A 19298-nucleotide genomic window follows, 5' to 3' on the forward strand; every position below is an offset into this window, starting at 1 on the left:
ATTTCAGTGGCCGCGGCTCGCCAGACAGGCGGCGCGCGCCTGCTCGTAGGCGGCCTGGCCGGCCGCCACGGCCTGGGCGTTGGCCTCGTTCTGAGAGCGGGCCGCGCGCCGGTTCTTCGACCGCCTGGCGACCCCGCCGGCCACCGCGCCCGCCACGGCCGCGTCGCCCACGTCGCCGCCCGAGACCGCGCCGATGGTCGCGCCGACCGCCGCGCCCTTGACCCTGGCCCCGCTGCCCGTCGCGCCGGCGGCGGTGGCCTGGGCGGGAACGGGCGGGTTCATCGGGTCGTAGCCGGTCTGCTGGGTCGCCTGCCGCGAACACTCGACCTCGTCCTGGGTCTGGGCGAAGGCCGAACCGGCCGCCGCAAGCTCGCCGACCAGCAGCACGATCGCCAAGGTCGCTCGAATCCTGGCCGCCATGGAACGCCTCCCATCATGAGGCCCGCGCCCGCCGTCGCGGCGGGCCGAGCCAGGTGAGAGGCAGCTTTGCGCGTCGCTTGGGGCCGCCGCCATCGGGGGGAAGCCGCAGGGCGCCCCGAGCAAATCCCCTAGTGTTGATCGACGTTCGGCTTCAGAAGCGAAAACCTCGTCGAAGGACGAGGATCACACACCAGGCTTGAGGTTGGTCGACCCTAGTCGCCTAACCGGCCAGGTGCTTCTCGTAGCGCCAGACCTCCAGCGGGAAGAGGCCTTCGGAGGTTTCGGTCGGCACGGTCTCGATCCGCGCCATCGTCCAGCCGGACTTCTCGTAGAACCGCGCGGCGCGGGCGTTGCCGATGGCGCAGGCCAGCCAGGCGGTGGCGACCCCGGCCTGGGCCAGCCGCGCCTCGGCGTCGGCCATCAGCACCGCCGCCGCGCCGGTCCCGCGCGCCTCGGCGGCCAGGTAGAACTGATAGAGCTCGTCGTCCTCAGCAGGTGGAAGCCCAGCGGCGCGCCGACCGGGCCCAGGGTCCGCACTTTCGGCAGGGCGGCGGCCATCCGGTCCTCGAAGCTTTCGAGCGTGCGCAGACGCTTCAAGGCATCGGGCAGCAGCCCCTCATGGCCGTCCCGCCAGCCGGTCCACCACAGGTGGGCCAGGGGCTTGAGGTCGGCGGGTTCGGCGTCTCGCACAGCTGTCATCGCGTCGCTCCGTCGCGTGGGATCACACTCGCTTGCCCCCACCTGACCGCTTCGCGGTCTGTCCGCCCCCATAGGGGGCGGAGGACGAAAGCGCGACTCCTCTTCCCCCTCTGGGGGAAGACGACCGCGAAGCGGTCCGTAGGGGGCAAGCGTTAGCCGCCGATCCCTAAACCAAAAAGGCCCTCGGATCGCTCCGAGGGCCTTCCAGATCAGTGATTGTGCCTGGGCAGCTTGCTGGCCAGGTCCTGGTACTTGACCGCGAACTCCAGCACCCCGCCGGTTTCCAGCTGGCCCGTGTGGGCGCGGTAGATTTCCTGCCAGGGGGTCATGGTCGCGGGGACGGCCGGGATGCCTTCCTTGCGGCGCTCGCTGATCGTCGCCTCGTCCACCAGGGCGTCGCAGCGGCCGGTGTTCAGGTCGATGCGGATGGCGTCACCGGTCCTGAGCCAGGACAAACCTCCTCCAATCGCGCTTTCGGGCGAGGCGTTGAGGATCGAGGGGCTGTCGGCGGTGCCCGACTGGCGGCCGTCGCCCAGGGTGGGCAGGCTCATGATGCCGCGCTTCAGCAGGGCGTCCGGCGGCTGCATGTTGACCACCTCGGCCGAGCCGGGCCAGCCGATCGGACCGGCGCCGCGGATCACCAGGATGCAGTGCTCGTCGATGTTCAGCGCCGGGTCGTTGATCCGGGCGTGATAGTCGTCCGAACCGTCGAACACGATGGCCCGGGCCTCGAAGATGTCTTCCTGGCCGGGCTTGCTCAGATAGCGGGCGCGGAAGTCGGCGCCGATCACGCTGGACTTCATGATCGCGAAGTCGAACAGGTTGCCCTTCAGCACCAGGAAGCCGGCCTTTTCGGCCAGCGGCTGGGCGTAGGGGAAGATCACCTCGCGGTCCTTGGTCTCGCGGCCTTCCAGGTTCTCGGCCATCGTCTTGCCGGTGACCGTCAGGACGTCGCCGTGCAGGCGGCCCTGCTGCAGCAGCTCCCACAGCACCGCCGGCGCGCCGCCGGCCCGGTGGAAGCGCTCGCCCAGATACTTGCCGGCCGGCTGCATGTTGACGATCAACGGGATGTCGTAGGCCGCGCGCCAGTCGTCGGCGGTGATCTCCAGGCCCGCGTGCCGCGCCATGGCCGCGATGTGCGGCTGGGCGTTGGTCGAGCCGCCGGCCGCCGCGACCAGGGCGATGGCGTTCTCGAACGCCTGCTTGGTCAGGATGTCCTTGGGCTTGATGTCCTCATAGGCCAGGTCGACGATCCGCTGGCCCGTGCGATAGGCCATCTGGCCGCGCTCGCGATAGGGGGCGGGGATGGCCGCGCAGCCGGTCAGCGACAGGCCCAGGGCCTCGGCCACGGCGTTCATGGTCGAGGCCGTGCCCATGGTGTTGCAGTGGCCGGCCGAGGGGGCGCTGTCGGCGGCGCGCTGGATGAACTCGTCCTCGTTGATCTCGCCGGCCGCCAGCTTGCGGCGCGAGCGCCAGATCACCGTGCCCGAGCCAACCAGCTCGCCGTCGTGCCAGCCGTCCAGCATCGGCCCGCCCGACAGCACGATGGCCGGGATGTTGACCGTGGTGGCGGCCATGATGCCGGCCGGGGTGGTCTTGTCGCAGCCGGTGGTCAGGACCACGGCGTCGATCGGATAGCCGTGCAGGGTCTCGACCAAGCCCAGATACGACAGGTTGCGGTCCAGGGCCGCCGTCGGGCGACGGCAGTTCTCGAAGATCGGGTGGACCGGGAACTCCATCGGGATGCCGCCGGAGTCGCGGATGCCGTCGCGGATCCGGGTCACCAGGTCCAGGTGGATGCGGTTGCACGGCGAGATGTCGCTGCCGGTCTGGGCGATGCCGATGATCGGCTTGCCGCTGCGCAGCTCCTCCGGGGTGATCCCGTAGTTCATGAACCGCTCCAGATAGAGGGCGGTCATGTCGATGTGGTCCGGATTGTCGAACCAGTCGCGCGAGCGGAAGCGGCGGGGAGTTCTGTTAGGGGAGGTCAAGACGCACCTCGTATTGGGGCTGGCCGGCGACGGCGACGGGCAGGGCGAACAGGCCGCCGCACAGGGGATTGGCGGCGAGTTGCTCGTCGCTCAGGCCCTTGCGGGCGGTGGTGAAATAGACGGTTTTCAGGTCGGGCCCGCCGAAGCAGGGCTTGGTGACGTTGACGGCGGGCAGGATGATCCGGTCGACGACCTCGCCTCGCGGCGAGATCCGCAGGGCGCCATGGCCGCCCCACAGGGCCGTCCAGACGAAGCCCTCGCTGTCGACCACCGAGCCGTCGGGCCAGGCGTCGGCGATCTCGAGCTTGAAGAACAGGCGCTTGTTGGAGAGCGCGCCGTCCGCGCCCAGGTCGTAGGCCCAGATGACCTTTTCCAGGGTGTCGGTGTGGTAGAACGTCTTGCCGTCGGGCGACACGCAGGGGCCGTTGGTGATGCAGACGCCTTCATCCTGCTGGACCGGCGCGCCGTCGGCGCTCAGGCGGTAGAGCGCGCCGGTCGGGGTCTCCTCGCCGTCGTGCATCGTGCCGAACCACAGGCGGCCCTCGGCGTCGACCGTGGCGTCGTTGGGGCGGTTGTTGAGCTCCGGCGGCTCGATCCGCGCCAGGAAGACGAAGGCGCCGGTCGTCGGATCGAAGCGGTGCAGGCCGCTCTTCAGGCCGGCCACGAACCCGCCGCCGCCGGCGTGCGGCGCCAGGAAGGTGACCTGGTCGGGGGCGTCGAAGCTCTTGGTCTCGCCGCTGGCCGGATGGAAGCGGTGGACCTTGTGGCCCTTGATGTCGACGAACCACACGGCCTGTTCCTCGGCGGACCAGATCGGCCCCTCGCCGAGGGTGGCCTTCAGATCCCAGACGCAGGTGGGTTCGGGCATGCGCGACGTCCTCTCAGTTCACAGCGGTATATCCCCTCCATCGCCTCGCGACAGCTCCTCCAAAGGTCGAGGATCGGCGCGGCGCCGGATCTTTCCCCGTCCTGGGGCGGGCCCGAAGGGCGGGAGGGGACTCTACGCGCCGATCAACGCCAGCCGGCGTCGATCCAGTATTCGTGGCCGGTGCACAGGGACGCGTCGTCCGAGGCCAAGAACATCACCAGCGAGGCGACATGGTCGGGGACCAGGCGGCCCTTCAGGGCCTGGGCCTTGACGATCTCGGCCTCGCCCTCGGGCGTGTACCACTTCTCCTGGCGCTTGGTCTTGACGTTGCCGGGCACCACGCAGGTGACGCGGATGTCGTCGGGGCCCAGCTCGCGGGCCAGGGCGCGGGTCATGCCCTCGATGCCGGCCTTGGCGGTCTCGTAGAGGACCAGGTCCTCCAGGCCCAGGTGCCAGCTGATCGAACCGAAGTTGATCACCGCCCCGCCGCCGCGCGCCTTCATGCCCGGGGCCACGGCCTGGGTGCAGAACAGCATGTGGCGCAGGTTCACGTTCATGCGCTCGTCCCAGTAGGCGGGCGTCACCTCGGCCAGCTTGTGGCGGTCGTCGTTGCCGGCGTTGTTGACCAGCACGTCGATGGGACCGATCTGGGCGAAGGTCTTGGCCACCGCTTCCAGGTCGGTCAGGTCGCAGCGGATATAGACCGGCGCGATGTCCGCGCCCGACAGCTGCTGGGCCAGGACCTTGGAGTCCTCGTCGGCGACGTCGAGGAAGATCACCTCGGAGCCCTGGCGCACGAAGCCGGCGACGATGCCGGCCCCGATGCCTGAGCCGCCGCCGGTGATGACGACGCGTTTGCCCCTGAGGCTGGGATAGATGGCGGAGGAGGTGCTCACTTGCGGGCGCTTTACTTCAAAATTCACAGGAGGCCTCGGCCAGCCAGGTTGCGGATCAGGGCGGAGACGCCGAACGTCCACGGGGCGGCGAGATCGCAGGTGGTCACCTCGTTCTCCAGAACGCCCAGCTTCGGGGTGGCCACGCGCACGCGGTCGCCGACCTTGTGGGTGAAGCCCTGGCCCGCGGCGTCGCGATCCTGGATCGGGGCGAACATCGTGCCCAGGAACAGGGCGAAACCGTCGGGATATTGGTGCTGCTTGCCGAACGCCTGACCCGCCAGAACGGCGGGGTCCCGGCTGATCAGGCTCATGTTGCTGTGGCCGTCGAGCACGAAGTTGTCGCGGCCGGTGATGTTCAGCGTCACCTCGGCCGAGCGGACGTCATCCAGCGAGAAGCCGTCGTCGAACAGGCGGAAGAACGGGCCGATCGAGCACGAGGCGTTGTTGTCCTTGGCCTTGCTGAGCAGCAGGGCCGAGCGGCCTTCGAAGTCGCGCAGATTGACGTCGTTGCCCAGCGAGGCGCCGCGGATCCGGCCCTGGCCGTCGCACAGCAGCACGACTTCCGGCTCGGGATTGTTCCAGTGGCTGTCGCTGCGCACGCCCACGTGGTCGCCCCAGCCCATCGAGGACAGCGTGGGACCCTTTGTGAAGATCTCGGCGTCGGGGCCGATGGCGACTTCCAGATACTGCGACCACAGGCCGTCGGCGATCAGGGTGGCCTTCAGGCGCGCGGCGCCGTCCGAACCCGGGTTCACGCTGCGCAGGTCGCCGCCCATGCTGGCCGACAGCTGCTCGCGAATCTTCAGGGCGGCGGCGGCGTCGCCGCGCGCGCGTTCCTCGATCACCCGCTCCAGGGTCGAGACGGCGAAGGTGACGCCGGCGGCCTTCAGCACCTGCAGGTCCACCGGAGCCAGCAGCTTGGCGGCCGCGCCTTCGGGATCGGCCCAGACGGGGCGGACGTCCAGCGCGTCCAGCGGACCCAGGTCCTCGCCCTGCGGGATCGCCGCGCTCGGGGCGAAGGCGTTCATCAGGTCGGAGGTGGTGGGCGCGATCTTGCTGACATCCTCGATCCGCCCGTCGCGGATCAGGACGGGCGTCGGACCTTGTCCGAAGTCGATGCGGCCCAGCAGGGTCGCCTCGCGCCAATCCTCGGGAAGGAACTCCACAATGCCCACCACGTCTTCTCCCTAGCCGAGCTTTACGACCAAACCACGGTCACGCTCGTTCACGTCGGCACATCTGTTAGCGCTAACATGCATGGTCGCGCAAGTCGGTGATTTGATAATACAATTGACGGAATTGCGAGCGATTGGGCGCGCCATGCGTCAAAGGCGGCCGGAATCCCGGTAGATCGCGCTCAGCCTTCGCTGGGCGCCGGCCCCGTCGAATCGCGCACGATCAGGGTGTGCGGGTGCATCAGCTGCCTGGGCTCGCCGGCCTTGCCGCGCTTGCGGCGGATTTCCTCCAGCACCAGGTCGACGGCCGCGCGGGCCATGGCGGCGATCGGCTGGTGGACGGTGGTCAGGGCCGGCCAGATGTTGGCGGCGATCGAGGTGTCGTCGAAGCCGACGATCGACAGGTCCTCGGGCACGTCCAGTCCCATGCGGTGGGCGACGCCCGCGGTGGCCGCGGCCATGTCGTCGTTGCCGGCGAAGATGGCGGTGGGGCGGTCGTCCTCGCCCAGCAGCCGTTCGGCCGCCTCCAGGCCCGAGCGGTAGGTGAAGTAGCCCTGCTCGACGCGGACGTTCTCGTCCGGGATGCCGGCGCCCTTCAAGGCCGAGAGGAAGCCGTCCAGGCGTTGCTGGCTGACCGTCTGGTTGGGGTGGCCCTTGATGACGCCGAACCGCTTGTGGCCCAGGGCCAGCAGGTGCTGGGCCAGTTCGAAGGCGGCGGCCTCGTTGTCGATCCGAATGGTGGCCATGTCGGCGCTGGGCATGCCGGGCGCCACGGCCACGGCGGCGGCGCCGGCGGCCTTGACCTCGGCCAGGACCTGGGCGCTCTCGCACAGCGGGGCGGGCAGGATCAGGCCGTCGACGCCGGTCTTCAGCAGACGGGTCAGGGTGGCGCCGGCCAGTTCCGGTTCGGCGCACTTCTCGATCACCACCTGCGCGCCCGTGCGGCTGCTTTCGTCCAGCGCCCCGACCAGGAACTCGGACAGATAGCCGGTCGAGGGGTTGTCGTAGAGCAGGCCGATGCGGAACGGGGCCGAGCCGGCCAGGCTGCGGGCGGCGGGGTTGGGCGCGTAGTTCAGCTCGCTGATCGCGGCCTCGACCAGGGCCTTGGTCTCGGTCTTGACCGTCGTCTCGCGGTTGATGACCCGCGACACCGTCATGGGCGACACCCCGGCCAGGGCCGCCACGTCGCGGATGGTCGCGCTCTGGGTCGTGCGGCGGCGTTGACGCTCGTTGCGGTCGTTCATCGATGTTCCGTCCCTTAATCGCGGCGGACACTAGACCGTTTTGGTCGTGTCTTGGAAGACGAGCCGCAAGTCTTTGATGGAGCACAGGGTCCGGCAGCGCGATCACGGCCCGCCGTCTCCTGTCCTTTCAGGCTTTCGTCCGAACGCGTTGCGGCCAACGCGATGCAGACGGCGAACTTTGTCTGACCTAGATTAGAGCCATGACCCCATGCACGACCCCGTTCGGGGCGATCATCCTGACCGGCGGCGCCTCGCGTCGCATGGGCGCCGACAAGGCCGTGCTGGAGTGGGACGGCCGCAGGGCGGTCGACCGCGTGGCGGCCCTGGCGACGGCGGTCGGCGCCGTCCGGGTGCTGACGGCGGGGCGCGACCATGGGCTGGAGCATGTCGATGATCCGGCGCCCGGCGGGGGACCGGTCGGCGGGGTGCTGGCCGGCGCGCGGGCCCTGGCGGCGCACGGCCTGGCGCGGGTCCTGGTGCTGGCGGTCGACGCGCCGACCGTGACGGCCGAGGACCTGGCGCCGCTGCTGGCGGTGGAGGGGCCCGGGGCGTTCTACGAGGGGCTGCCGGTGCCGATGGTTCTGACCCTGGCCGCCTTGCCGGTTGAGGCCGAGGACAGCTGGCCGCTGCGGCGGCTGGTCGAGCGGGCGAGGCTTGTGGCGCTGGCTTGCGATGAGGCGGTGGCCGCGCGGCTGCGCGGGGCTAATACGCCGGAGGAGCGGGCGGCGTTGTCAGGCCGCTGATCAAGAGGGGGACACACACTCAACCCCATGGTCTCGGATCATTGGGCAGGGTCTTGCCGTGAGTGTGTGTCCCCACCTTCATCCACGGCGATCGTCAGTACACGTCCCGCCGATATCGCCCTTCGTCGGCCAGTCGTTCCATCGTCCCGGCTCCCAGCACGGCCGTCAGCGCCGCGTGGACGTCGCCGGACATCCCCTCCAGCGAGCCGCAGACATAGATCGACGCCCCGTCGGCGACCCAGGCGCGCAGGGGCTCGGCGGCTTCCATCAGGCGGTGCTGGACATAGATCTTGCGGTCCTGGTCGCGTGAGAAGGCCAGGTCCAGGCGGGCCAGCACCCCGTCGGCCAACCAGGCCTCGATCTCGTCCCGGTGGAAATAGTCGTGGGCCGCCGTGCGCTCGCCGAACACCAGCCAGTTGCGGTGTTGGCCGGCCGCCGCGCGGGCCTTGAGGTGGGCGCGCAGGCCGGCCAGGCCCGTGCCGTTGCCGATCAGGATCAGCGGCCGGTCGCCTTGCGGACCATGGAAGGCGCGGTTGGTCCGCACCCGCGCGGCGATCTCGGCGCCCTCGGCGGCGTGGGCGGTCAGCCAGCCCGAGCCCAGCCCCGGCTTGCCGTCGGCCCGCTTCATCGCCCGGACCAGCAGCTCGACGCCGCCGTCGGCCGGCAGCGAGGCGATCGAGTATTCGCGGTGGGGCAGGGGCGGCAGGGCGTCGACCAGGGCCTGGGGCGTCGCGGAGGCCAGGCCGTCGTCGTGCGGCAGGCGTCGCCAGGACAGGGCCTGGGCCAGGGTCGCGCCGTCCTCGGCGACGACCGGGGCGGCGGGGTCCAGGCCCAGCCGCGCCATCAGGGCCGCGACCTCGGCCGGATCGTTGCGCGGCCCGACTTCCAGAATGTCGCCGGCCTCCCAGGTCGCGGCCTCCAGCGCCTCGAGCCGGATATGGAACGCCGCGTCGCCCGGGCTGCCCGGGTTCAGTCGCCGGCGCTCGGCCAGCCGCCAGCGGCCGTAGCGCGGCCGGGTCCAGTCGGGGGCGTCCGTGACGCCGGCCAGCACGCCGACATGCGACTTCCAGTGGCGCAAGGCGGCCGGGTCGCCGTCGTCGACCTCGACCCGGTCGAACAGCGGCGCGGCGCCATGCCGGGCCAGCCAGGCGTCCAAGGTGCGGCCGAAAGCGCAGAAGTGCGTGTACGTGCTGTCGCCCAGGGCCAGCACGCCGTAGCTCAGGCCGTGCAAGGCGGGCTCGCCGCTCATCACGTCGCGAATGAAGCGGCGGGCGTCGTCGGGGGCGTCGCCCTCGCCGGTGGTGCTGACCACGAACAGGGCGCGGGCCCTCTCGGGATTTTTGGCGGCGGCGAGATCGGGCGCGGTGACGTCCGCCAGGCTCTTCAGCGTCACCCGCGCGCCGGCGTCGCCCAGCAGCTTGGCGGTGGCCAGGGCCAGTTCCTCGGCGAAGCCGGTCTGGCTGGCGTGGACGACCAGCACGCCGGCGCCGGTCCCGGTCGACAGGGCCTGGGCCGCGCGGCTGGCGGCGCGGCGGCGCCGGGCCTCGCGCACGGCGACGGCCAGGCAGAACAGGGCATAGGCCGCCAGCACCAGGCCGGCGGCGCACAGGCGGCGGGCCTCGGGCGTCAGGCTTTCCCAAAACGGATTCAGGAGGCTCATGCGTCGAGCATCGCCGACAGGGCCGGCGACAGGCGCTCCTCCAGGCCAGTCGGGCCGCGCGCCAGGATCATCGCGGCCAGGCCGTGCGCGTCGGCGAAGGCCAGGGCGGCGTCGGGCGCCATCACGGTCAGGGCCGTGGCGTAGGCGTCGGCGCGCATGCAGCTTTCATCCAGCACCGTGACGCTGACCGTGGGGTTGGCGACGGGGGCGGCGGTGGCCGGGTCCAGGGTGTGGGCGTAGCGGCGGCCGTCGTGCTCGAAGAACCGGCGGTAGTCGCCGGAGGTGGCCACCGACAGGCCGTGCAGGGCGACCAGGGTGCGCAAGCCGTCATTGGCCGTGGGCGGGCGTTCCAGCTCGACCCACCAGGGCTGGCCGTCGGGCTTGGCCCCGGTCCCGCGCAGCTCGCCGCCGACCTCGATCAGGTACGAGCGCGCCCCGGCCCGGTCGAGGGCGGCGGCGACCTGGTCGACCGCGAAGCCCTTGGCGACGCCGTTGAGGTCCAGGCGCAGGCCGCCCGGCTGGAACAGGCTGTCGCCGTCCAAGGTCAGGCGGCGCCAGCCGGCCGCGTCGCGGGCCCTGGCGGCGGCGTCGGCCGGCGGCGGCGAACCCGAGAACGGACGCGGGCCGAAGCCCCACAGGTCGACCAGCGCGCCCAGGGTCGGGTCGAACGCGCCGTCCGTGGCCTCGGCGACCTCCAGGGCGCAGCGCAGCACCTGGGCGAAGGCCGGGGGCAGGGCGGTCCAGCGTCCGGCGGCGGCGCGGTTGTAGCGCGACAGGTCCGACAGCGGCTCCCACGGGCTCATTTCCCGGACGACGCCGTCCAGCTCGCGCTGGGCCATGGCGGTCAGGGCGTCGGCGTTCGCGGTCGGCGGCGCGACCAGCTTGACCGACCACGTCGTGCCCATCGTCTGGCCGGCGAGCGCCAGCACCGCGCCGCCGATCGGGCGGGCGGGCGGTTCTGCGAGTTGGGGGACGAGAACGCGGGTCATGGGGATCGCAAATCAAATGAGGTTGTCATCCCGGAAGCGCGGAGCGCTGTCCGGGATGACAACGTTTTGAGTTCTACGGCCGCAGGGCTTCGAGCGTGGCGGTGTAGCTGGCGCTCATGCCGTCGCCGGCCAGGGGCGTGGCGGGCGCCGGAGCGCCGCCGGGGCCGCCCATGCCGCCGCCGGGACCGCGGCCGGTCTCGCCGCTGCGCGCCACGGCGTTCAGCCAGTACATGGCGGCCTCCGGGAAGGTCACCTTGAACGACCCGTCGGCGCCGGTCTTGACCTTGAAGTCGCCGGGGGTGGCGCGGTAGCGCGAATTGCCGGGGGCCAGGGTCACGTCCAGGTCCGCCGCCGGCTTGCCGTCGAGCAGGAACCTGAAGGTCGCCGCCTCGCCGGCCACCAGGTCGTTGGGATGGGTGACCGGGACCAGCTCCAGGCCCTTGCCGGTCGGCGCGAACACCGTGGTGGTCGGCGCGTCGCGGGTGACGAAGGTTTCGTTGCGGTTGAAGCTCTTGATGGTCTTCAGGTCGGCGGCGCCGGCCGGGACCTGCTTGGCGAACTCTTCCGGCGTGCCGCGGAAGCGCTTGACCTGGCCGTCTTGCGTCCAGCTGGCCATGATCGAGCTGGTGGCCGAGCCGATCCTGTAGGTGCCCGGCTTGGCCAGCTGGACGTCGAAGGTCGAGCGGTACTTGCCGGTCAGGGCGTTCTGGATCTTGTCGACCGAGCCGTCCGGCGCGGTGACCACCACGGCGTCCAGCCGCATCGGATTGTGGTCGGCGTAGAACAGCTCGTTGGAGATCGCCGCGTCGAGCGTCACCCAGGCGCCGTCGCCCGACAGCACCGTGAACGACGGCACGATCCAGCCGCGGTGGGCGCTGGCGGCCGAGGGCAGGAGCAGGGCGACGCCAATGGCCAGGGGGGCGGCGACGGCGAGAAGGCGCTTCTTGAAGGTCATGGCGTTTCTCTCTCGATCTATTTGACGGCGACGGTGACGGCGCCGACTTCGGCCGTCCCCTTGGCGGTGGCGGGCGCGCCCGGCTTGCCCCAGGTGAACGGCACGCGGACGGCTTCGTGGCCGCCGACCTCGCGGGCGGCCTCGACGACCAGGTTGTACTGGCCGGGCTTGAGGTCCTTCAGCGGACCCTTGGCCCCGCTGAACACCAGCTTCTGCGGGCCGGGGGCGCGGGTCGCGCCGCTGATCCCGTCGGCGGGGAAGCTCATCGCGCGGCCGGCCTTGCGCCACCACTGGCGCATGTCCTTCAGCCACTTGGTTCCGTGGTCTTCCTTGGAGTCGGCGTCGTACCAGACCGCCAGGGTCGCGGCGGCCGAGGCGTCGGGGGCCTCCACCCAGATGGCGACATAGGGCTTGTGGTACTCGGCCACCGTCAGGCGCGGGACCTCGACGGTGACGTTGAGATCGGCGGCCAGGGCGGGCGTCGCCGCGCCGGCGCCGAGGGCCGAGAAGGTCAGCAAGGACAGCGACAGCTTCGGGGGGGAGCGCTTCATGACGGGACGCCTCACAGGTGGACGAAAAGGATGACGAGCAGCAGCGGGATCACCAGGCCTCCGGCCACCAGGGGCCAGGTCAGGGGACGGGCCCGGGCGTGGAATTGCAGGAGGATCAGGCCGGTGACCGCGAAGATCACGCAGGCGGCGGCGAAGATGTCGATGAACCAGCCCCAGGCCTTGCCGGCGTTGCGGCCTTTGTGCAGGTCGTTGAGCAGCGAGATCGCGCCGCGCGTGGTCTTCTCGTGCTCCACGGCGCCGGTTTGGCGGTCGATGCTGATCCAGGCGTCGCCGCCGGGACGGGCCAGGGCGATATAGACCTCTTCCTCCGACCACTCGCCCTCGCGGCGGGCGATGTCGGCGTCGACGGCCTTGTCCAGCCAGGTCTCGAGCTCCATCGGCAAGGGGCGCTTGCCCTCCACCGGGCCCGAGGCCAGCAGGTACAGAAGTTCGGGGGGCACGGTCGCCTTGCGGCTCACGATCTTGGGCTTGGCCTCGATCTGGCCGGCGTGGTTCAGGGTGAAGCCGGTGATCGCGAACAGCAGCAGGCCGATCAGGCTCAGCGCGGCGCTGATCCAGTGCCACTGGTGCAACTGCTTGAGCCAGAACGAGCGGCTTTGCTGGACGGGTGCGGTTTTCACGGAATCCGGGGGCGAGGGCTTGAGCTGAGCCAAGGCCATACTTAAGAACGACTTGCAAAAGCAAGCCTTCCCGCGCGACGCGGCGCCCGTTCGGGCTTTCTTCCGCGATTAAGGAATTCTGGATCGCCCAGTGCGACAATGCCGAGTGCGACGATAGCGCACGGGGACGCGCGCCTCGGGGGCGGCTAGTTCTGTTTACCAGTTGTTAAGCACGTCGGGGGCGAGCGTTGCGCAGGATCCTAGTCGCGGAGGACGATATCCTCCTGGCCACCATCCACGAGATCACCCTCAGCGAGGCGGGTTTCGAGGTGCTGGTCTGCCGCGACGGCGAGCAGGCCCTGGCGGCCATGGACGCCTTCGATCCCGATCTGCTGATCACCGATTTCTGGATGCCGCGCATGACCGGCGGCGAGCTGATCAAGGCCACGCGCCGTCGTCGGGGCGCGCGCACGGCCGTGCTGTTGGCCTCGGCCCGCGACGACCGCCTGCTGACCGAAGACGAGCGCGGCGACGCCCGCCTCGAAAAGCCGATCTCGCCGGCCCGCCTGCTGGGCGCGGTGCGGGCGCTGGAGGCGCGCTGGCCGCACGCGGCCTGAAGGGGCGGCCTGAAAGCAGGCCGGCGAACGCGGTTCGGTCGGAGTCACGGGGCGCCTGCCCGGCAGGCTTGACCCAAAAACTCGACCAATCGATCCGTCGATGCGACAGGCGACCTCGACAAGCACCGCTTTAGAGGAGAAGTATGCCGCCTTTCGTCGCGGGAGCATGCCTGCGCGTCGCATTGGGGTCGTTTCTTGAAAACGCTGTTCTTTACCGCCTCCGCCCTCGCTCTTTCGCTCAGCTTCTCCGGCGCCTTCGCCCAGGAGCGCGTTCCGGTCCAGGCGCCGCCGACCCCGGCGATCGCCGCCGCCCAGGACGTCGCCTATCCGGGCGTGCTGAAGCTGTCGGTCGACGCCACCGACCTGGACCGCAAGATCTTCCAGGTCCGCGAGACGATCCCGGTCGCCAAGTCCGGCCCGATGACCATCCTCTATCCCCAGTGGGTTCCGGGCGGCCACTCGCCGCGCAACGACCTGGACAAGATGGCCGGTCTGGTGATCACCGCCAACGGCAAGCCCCTGCCGTGGACCCGCGACCCGGTCGCCGTCCACGCCTTCCACTTCGACGTGCCCGAAGGCGCGACCGAGGTTCAGGTCAGCTTCCAGTTCCTCACCCCGGTGAAGGCCGACGTCGGCCGCATCCTGGTGACCGACGACATGCTGAACGTGCAATGGCTGCAGCTGGGCTTCTACCCGGCCGGCTACTACACGCGCCGCATCCAGATCGAGCCGACCGTCAAGCTGCCGGAAGGCTGGAGCTTCGGCACCGCGCTGGAGAAGGCCTCGACCAGCGGTTCGACCACCACCTTCAAGACCACCACCTTCGAGACCCTGGTCGACTCGCCGATGTTCGCCGGCCGCTACTACAAGCAGGTCGACCTGGATCCGGGCGCGGCCACGCCGGTGCGCCTGAACATCGTCGCCGACAAGCCCGAGCTGCTGGAGATCAAGCCCGAGCAGCTGCAGATCCACCGCAGCCTGGTGCAGCAGGCCTACAAGCTGTACGGCGCGCACCACTACGACCACTACGACTTCCTGCTGGCCCTGACCGACAAGATGGGCGGCATCGGCCTGGAGCATCACCGCTCCAGTGAAAACGGCGTCGTGCCCAAATACTTCACCGACTGGGACAAGACCTATGTCGGCCGCGACCTGCTGGCCCACGAATACACCCACTCGTGGAACGGCAAGTTCCGCCGCGCCGCCGACCTCTACACCCCCACGCTGAACGAGCCGATGCGCGACAGCCTGATGTGGGTCTACGAGGGCCAGACCCAGTACTGGGGCAATGTGCTGGCCGCCCGCTCGGGCCTGCAGACCAAGCAGCAGGGCCTGGACTCCCTGGCCATGACCGCCGCGCTCTACGACACCCGCGCCGGCCGCAACTGGCGCAACGTGCTCGACACCACCAACGACCCGATCATCGCCAACCGCAAGCCGGCCTCGTGGACCAGCTGGCAGCGTAGCGAGGACTACTATTCGGAAGGCCAGCTGGTCTGGCTCGACGCCGATACGCTGATCCGCGAGAAGACCGGCGGCAAGAAGTCGCTCGACGATTTCGCCAAGGCCTTCTTCGGCGTCGAGAACGGCTCCTACGTGCCGCTGACCTACGACTTCGACACCGTGGTCCAGACGCTGAACGGCGTGGTGGCCAACGATTGGGCCACCTTCCTGAAGACCCGGATCGAGGGGCTTTCGGAGCACGCGCCGCTCGATGGCCTGACCCGCGGCGGCTACAAGCTGGTCTATACCGACACCCCGACCGAGTTCTACAAGGCGGCGGAAACCCGGGGCAAGGTCGTCAATCTCAGCTACTCGCTGGGCGTGACGATCGGCAAGGAAGGCGTGCTGTCGGCGGTCAACTGGGACACCCCGGCCTTCAAGGCGGGCCTGACGGCCGGCGAGACCATCGTGGCGATCAACGGCACGGCCTATTCCGACGACCTGATCAAGGATGCGGTCAAGGCCACGGCCAAGGCCGACGCCCCGGCGGTCGAGCTGCTGGTCAAGGACGGCGAGCGCTACCGGACGGTCAAGATCGACTATCACGGCGGCCTGCGCTACCCGCGCCTGGAGCGCATCGAAGGCACGCCCGCGCGGCTGGACGACATCTACACCGCGCGCAAATAGGCGCTGGTGCGGAGACAGTGAAGGGGCCGCCGGCGGAGACGCCGGCGGCCCTTTTCCTTGGCGACGCTACGCCTGCCCGCCGGTCATGGACGACATGTCCATCCACGCTGGCTCGAACACATTGCCGTCCGGGTCGGCGAAGGTCCGGATGTACATGAAGCCCAGGTCCTGGGCCTCGCGGACGTCCGCCTTGCCGCCGGACTTGGCGGCGGCCTCGACGATGGCGTCGACGTCCTGGCGACTGTCGCGCGACAGGGCGAAGAGGGCCGCGCTGGTCTGGTGGGCGTCGGCGATCGGCTTGGTGGTGAATGTCGCGTAGTAGTCGTGGACCATCAGCTGGAAGGTGATGGCGTCGGACCAGACCATGGAAGACGCCTGCTCGTTGCTGAACTGGGCGTTCTTCTCAAAGCCGATCGCTTGATAGAACCGGGTCGCCGCCGCCAGGTCCCGTACCGGCAGGTTCACGAAAAGCATCTTGGGCATCGGGTCTTTCCAAAAGCGTCGAAACGGATGTATCTCGATGTCGAGATAAATGCGGGTTAGATATCTTGATGTCAAGACATGTGGACGGGCGGCTGGATCGCATCGACACCCGTCGGGCCCAATGGGCCATGGAACTGCCCGACGTTGATACGGTCGGGATGGCGATCTTGGGCCGCGCGCGTCTCATCGCGACCCAAGCGCGGCCGGCCATCGAAGCCGTGTTCGCCGAACATGGCCTGGACACCGGCGAATTCGACGTGGTCGCGACCCTGCTGCGATCGGGACAGCCCTATCGTCTTCGCCCCACCGAACTCTACCGCTCGCTGATGATCTCGTCCGGAGGGCTCACCGACAGACTGAAGCGATTGACCAAGGCCGGCCTCATTCGTCGTCCACCGGACGAAGCGGACGGCCGCGGCCTGCTCGTCGAGCTTACGCCGGAAGGTCGCCGTGTGGCCGAGGCGGCGTTTCGGCGGGACATGGAGGTGGAAGCCCGGATCCTGGACGTGCTCGATGACGAGGAACGTGCAAGGCTCGCGACCTTGCTTCGCAAGCTGGCCCGGTCGCTCGAAGACGACATCATTCCGCCCGCCTGAGCGCGTCCGGTCTTGATGCCGCCACGGGTTCCGTGGAAGACGATCCAAGCTTCACGCTTCGCCCATCCAGACGTCCGCTCGGATGTCTTCTGTCTCAAATTCCGCTGTGAGTGTCCGCATGAACCGCATCGCCGGCCTGGTCCTGGGCCTTTCCCTGCTGTCGAGCCCCGTCCTGGCGCAGGAGGCTTCGAGCCCGCCCCAGCTGTCGGCCGCCGTCGACACCGCCAAGACCTTGGCCGAGGGCCAGGCCTTCCTGGCCAAGAACGCCAAGGCGTCCGGCGTCGTCACCACGGCCTCGGGCCTGCAGTACAAGGTGACGACCTCGGGTCCGAAGACCGGCCCCTCGCCGAAGATCGGCGACATCGTCAAGGTGCACTACGAGGGCAAGCTGCTGGACGGCACGGTGTTCGACAGCTCGTTCCAGCGCGGCCAGGCGGCGATCATGCCGGCCGAGGGCCTGATCCCGGGCTGGCTGGAGGCCCTGCCGCTGATGCACGTCGGCGACGAATGGACCCTGTGGATCCCGGCCGAGCTGGCCTACGGCGAACGCAGCACGGGCCCCATCCCGGCCAACAGCGTGCTGGTGTTCAGGCTGCGGCTGATCGGGATGCTGGCGGTGGACTGAATTGAAGGCGCGGAGCGGGCGAACACTTGCCCCCTCCGCGCCTTCGGCGCTCCTCCCCCAAAGGGGGAAGAGGGCGCCGCGTTCTCGTCCTCCGCCCCCTGTGGGGGCGGACAGGCGGCGAAGCCGCCAGGTGGGGGCAAGTGTTAGCCCCCTAGGCCCTTCCGGCTCGTCATCAGCGGCTGGATTTTCGTCCCGAAGTTCTCGACCCCGGCCACGAAGTCGTCGAACACCAGCAGCACGCCGGCCGTGCCCTCCACGGCCGCCACCTCGTCCAGCATCCGCGCGACGCTTTCGAACGAGCCCACCAGGGTGCCCATGTTCAGGTTCACCGCCGATTCCGGCGCGGCCAGCTGGGCGGTGTTGGTGGTCGAGCCGGCGGCGGCGTTCGGCGCGGCCTGGTTGGTCAGCCAGGCCAGGGCTTCCTGGTCGGCGCCGGCCCGGTAGGCCTGCCACTTGGCCATGGCCGCCTCGTCGGTCTCGTCGGCGATGATCATGAACAGGATGTAGGAAGCCACGTCCCGGCCGGTCTTGTCGGCGGCGGCCTTCAGGCGGTCGTTGACCCCGCCGAAGGCGGTCGGGGTGTTGACGCCCTTGCCCAGGGCGAAGCTGTAGTCGGCGTACTGGGCCGTGAACGCCAGGCCCTCGTTGGACGAGCCGGCGCAGATCAGCTTGGTGTCTTCCGGGTGCGGGCTGACCCGGCAGTCGGTCATCTGGAAGTACTTGCCCTTGAAGTCGCTGACGCCGGTGTCGAGCAGCTCGCGCAGCACGGTCGCGTATTCGGCCAGGTAGTTGTAGCGGTCGGTGTAGTGCTGCTCGCCCGGCCACAGGCCCATCTGGTCGTATTCCGCCTTCTGCCAGCCGGTGACCAGGTTGATGCCGAAGCGGCCCGGGGCGATGGAGTCGATGGTCGAGGCCATGCGGGCCACGATGGCCGGCGGGATGGTCAGGGTGGCGGCGGTGGCGAAGATCTTGATCTTGTCGGTCACGGCCGCCAGGCCGGCCATCAGGGTGAAGCTCTCGAGATTGTGCTCCCAGAACTGGGTCTTGCCGCCGAAGCCGCGCAACTTGATCATCGAGAGCGCGAAGTCGAAGCCGTACTTCTCGGCCTTCTGCACGATCTCCTTGTTCAGCGCGAAGCTCGGCATGTACTGCGGAGCCGCCTCGGAGATCAGCCAGCCGTTGTTGCCGATCGGAATGAAGACGCCGATTTCCATGGGTTATTCCCCCTCTTGAAGGTCGCCGCCGAGGAAGCTCAGCAGGCGTGAATTGAAGGCCTCGGGCGCGGTGACGGTGAAGCCGTGGCCGCCCCAGGGCGCGATGTCGAGCACGGCGTCGGGCAGGCGCTCGGCCAGGCGGCGCGAGCAGGCCGACGGCACCAGCATGTCGTCGGCGCTGGCGCTGACCAGCACCGGGCATCGAATTCTTTCCAGGGCGTCGTCGATGTCGAACGCGAGCAGGGCCTGGATGCGGGCCCGCATGACGTCCGGGTCCGGGAAGCCCTGGATGTGGTGGACCTCCTCGGCCTCGAGGCGGGCGTTGTTGGCGCTCAGCCAGTCGGCCGGATACAGGAACAGCGGCTGGGCGTGGACATAGGCGGCGATGCCGGTGTTGTTCAGCAGCGCCAGGCGGGTGTCGAAGCAGCGCTTGATGTGCGGGTCGGGACGCGACCAGCCGTTGACCACCACCAGCCGGTCGATGCGGTCCGGATGGTCCAGCGCCAGGGCCAGGCCCGCGTTGCCGCCGGCCGCGTGGCCCACCACGTGGGCGCGCTCCAGGCCCAGGGCGTCCATCACCTGGACGATGTCGTCGCCCATCGCCGCCACCGAATGCGGGTTGGTCAGGGTCCGAACGCTGCGGCCCGTGCCGCGATGGTCGTACAGCACCACGCGGAAGCGGCTGGTCAGCGCCGCCATCTGCGGGGCCCAGAAGGCGCCGGAACCGCCCAGGCCGGCCGACAGGATCACCGTCCCGCGATCGGCCGCCGGCCCGCCATGGACCTCGTAGTACAGGCCGTCGACGGTTCCGCTGTGCATCGT

Annotated in this window: 19 protein-coding genes and 1 pseudogene; 5 read left to right on the plus strand and 15 right to left on the minus strand. The window is 69.7% G+C overall.

The genetic code is table 11. The features are described from left to right. Positions 1 to 3 precede the first annotated feature (3 nt). From ASD38_RS17125 to ASD38_RS17155, 7 genes and pseudogenes are all read right to left on the minus strand, one after another. Complete coding sequence (locus tag ASD38_RS17125) at positions 4 to 420, minus strand: hypothetical protein (protein WP_156390747.1); 417 nt, start codon at positions 418 to 420, stop codon at positions 4 to 6. Positions 421 to 640: 220 nt separating this feature from the next. After that, a pseudogene (locus tag ASD38_RS25150) lies at positions 641 to 1086 on the minus strand (GNAT family N-acetyltransferase); the annotation flags it as partial. Between the two features lie 242 nt (positions 1087 to 1328). Then, entirely contained in the window at positions 1329 to 3110 is a 1782-nt protein-coding gene (gene xylD / locus ASD38_RS17135; protein WP_056461838.1) for a xylonate dehydratase XylD, read from the minus strand. Continuing rightward, positions 3097 to 3978, minus strand: coding sequence for a D-xylonolactone lactonase (gene xylC / locus ASD38_RS17140; RefSeq protein ID WP_056461841.1), 882 nt, complete (start codon positions 3976 to 3978; stop codon positions 3097 to 3099). Before xylC ends, xylD begins: the two co-directional genes overlap by 14 nt. A gap of 143 nt (positions 3979 to 4121) precedes the next feature. After that, positions 4122 to 4874: a D-xylose 1-dehydrogenase gene (xylB, locus tag ASD38_RS17145; RefSeq protein ID WP_056439548.1), complete on the minus strand. Its 753-nt coding sequence runs from the start codon at positions 4872 to 4874 to the stop codon at positions 4122 to 4124. A gap of 23 nt (positions 4875 to 4897) precedes the next feature. Further along, positions 4898 to 6049, minus strand: coding sequence for a fumarylacetoacetate hydrolase family protein (locus ASD38_RS17150; protein ID WP_056461953.1), 1152 nt, complete (start codon positions 6047 to 6049; stop codon positions 4898 to 4900). A gap of 182 nt (positions 6050 to 6231) precedes the next feature. Continuing rightward, positions 6232 to 7293 (minus strand): LacI family DNA-binding transcriptional regulator, encoded by a 1062-nt coding sequence (locus tag ASD38_RS17155; RefSeq protein WP_056439558.1) that lies wholly within the window; start codon positions 7291 to 7293, stop codon positions 6232 to 6234. Between the two features lie 200 nt (positions 7294 to 7493). Between ASD38_RS17155 and ASD38_RS17160 the strand changes: the two genes are divergently transcribed. Beyond that, entirely contained in the window at positions 7494 to 8036 is a 543-nt protein-coding gene (locus ASD38_RS17160) for an NTP transferase domain-containing protein (RefSeq protein ID WP_056461842.1), read from the plus strand. Positions 8037 to 8130: 94 nt separating this feature from the next. Here ASD38_RS17160 and ASD38_RS17165 read toward each other — a convergent pair whose 3' ends face one another. The 5 genes from ASD38_RS17165 to ASD38_RS17185 all read right to left on the minus strand — a co-directional run bounded on the left by ASD38_RS17165 (position 8131) and on the right by ASD38_RS17185 (position 12871). After that, on the minus strand, positions 8131 to 9696 hold the full coding sequence (locus ASD38_RS17165) for a flavodoxin domain-containing protein (RefSeq protein ID WP_056461845.1): 1566 nt from the start codon (positions 9694 to 9696) through the stop codon (positions 8131 to 8133). Continuing rightward, a complete protein-coding gene (locus ASD38_RS17170; protein ID WP_056461849.1) occupies positions 9693 to 10685 on the minus strand; it encodes an FAD:protein FMN transferase in 993 nt (330 codons plus the stop codon). Before ASD38_RS17170 ends, ASD38_RS17165 begins: the two co-directional genes overlap by 4 nt. A gap of 73 nt (positions 10686 to 10758) precedes the next feature. Then, entirely contained in the window at positions 10759 to 11640 is an 882-nt protein-coding gene (locus ASD38_RS17175) for a DUF4198 domain-containing protein (protein WP_056461853.1), read from the minus strand. A 17-nt stretch (positions 11641 to 11657) separates the two neighbouring features. Further along, entirely contained in the window at positions 11658 to 12191 is a 534-nt protein-coding gene (locus ASD38_RS17180; protein ID WP_056461854.1) for a DUF2271 domain-containing protein, read from the minus strand. Positions 12192 to 12202: 11 nt separating this feature from the next. Further along, a complete protein-coding gene (locus ASD38_RS17185; protein WP_442856954.1) occupies positions 12203 to 12871 on the minus strand; it encodes a PepSY-associated TM helix domain-containing protein in 669 nt (222 codons plus the stop codon). A gap of 188 nt (positions 12872 to 13059) precedes the next feature. Here ASD38_RS17185 and ASD38_RS17190 point away from each other — a divergent pair, with 188 nt between their 5' ends. Beyond that, positions 13060 to 13428 (plus strand): response regulator transcription factor, encoded by a 369-nt coding sequence (locus ASD38_RS17190; protein WP_056439574.1) that lies wholly within the window; start codon positions 13060 to 13062, stop codon positions 13426 to 13428. A gap of 195 nt (positions 13429 to 13623) precedes the next feature. Next, a complete protein-coding gene (locus ASD38_RS17195; RefSeq protein ID WP_056461858.1) occupies positions 13624 to 15558 on the plus strand; it encodes a M61 family metallopeptidase in 1935 nt (644 codons plus the stop codon). A gap of 66 nt (positions 15559 to 15624) precedes the next feature. Here ASD38_RS17195 and ASD38_RS17200 read toward each other — a convergent pair whose 3' ends face one another. Then, on the minus strand, positions 15625 to 16041 hold the full coding sequence (locus ASD38_RS17200) for a VOC family protein (protein WP_056439580.1): 417 nt from the start codon (positions 16039 to 16041) through the stop codon (positions 15625 to 15627). Positions 16042 to 16169: 128 nt separating this feature from the next. On the opposite strand from ASD38_RS17200, the gene ASD38_RS17205 reads away from it, so the two are divergent. Continuing rightward, positions 16170 to 16637: a MarR family winged helix-turn-helix transcriptional regulator gene (locus tag ASD38_RS17205; protein ID WP_200946017.1), complete on the plus strand. Its 468-nt coding sequence runs from the start codon at positions 16170 to 16172 to the stop codon at positions 16635 to 16637. 118 nt (positions 16638 to 16755) lie between these two features. Further along, positions 16756 to 17262, plus strand: a complete 507-nt coding sequence (locus ASD38_RS17210; RefSeq protein WP_056461862.1) for an FKBP-type peptidyl-prolyl cis-trans isomerase — start codon at positions 16756 to 16758, stop codon at positions 17260 to 17262. A 143-nt stretch (positions 17263 to 17405) separates the two neighbouring features. Here ASD38_RS17210 and rutA read toward each other — a convergent pair whose 3' ends face one another. Further along, positions 17406 to 18476, minus strand: coding sequence for a pyrimidine utilization protein A (gene rutA, locus ASD38_RS17215; protein ID WP_056461865.1), 1071 nt, complete (start codon positions 18474 to 18476; stop codon positions 17406 to 17408). Between the two features lie 3 nt (positions 18477 to 18479). Further along, positions 18480 to 19295: a pyrimidine utilization protein D gene (gene rutD, locus ASD38_RS17220; protein ID WP_056461868.1), complete on the minus strand. Its 816-nt coding sequence runs from the start codon at positions 19293 to 19295 to the stop codon at positions 18480 to 18482. Positions 19296 to 19298 lie beyond the last annotated feature (3 nt).

Source organism: Caulobacter sp. Root487D2Y (genome assembly GCF_001427165.1).
In the GTDB taxonomy this organism is placed as follows: Bacteria; Pseudomonadota; Alphaproteobacteria; order Caulobacterales; family Caulobacteraceae; genus Caulobacter.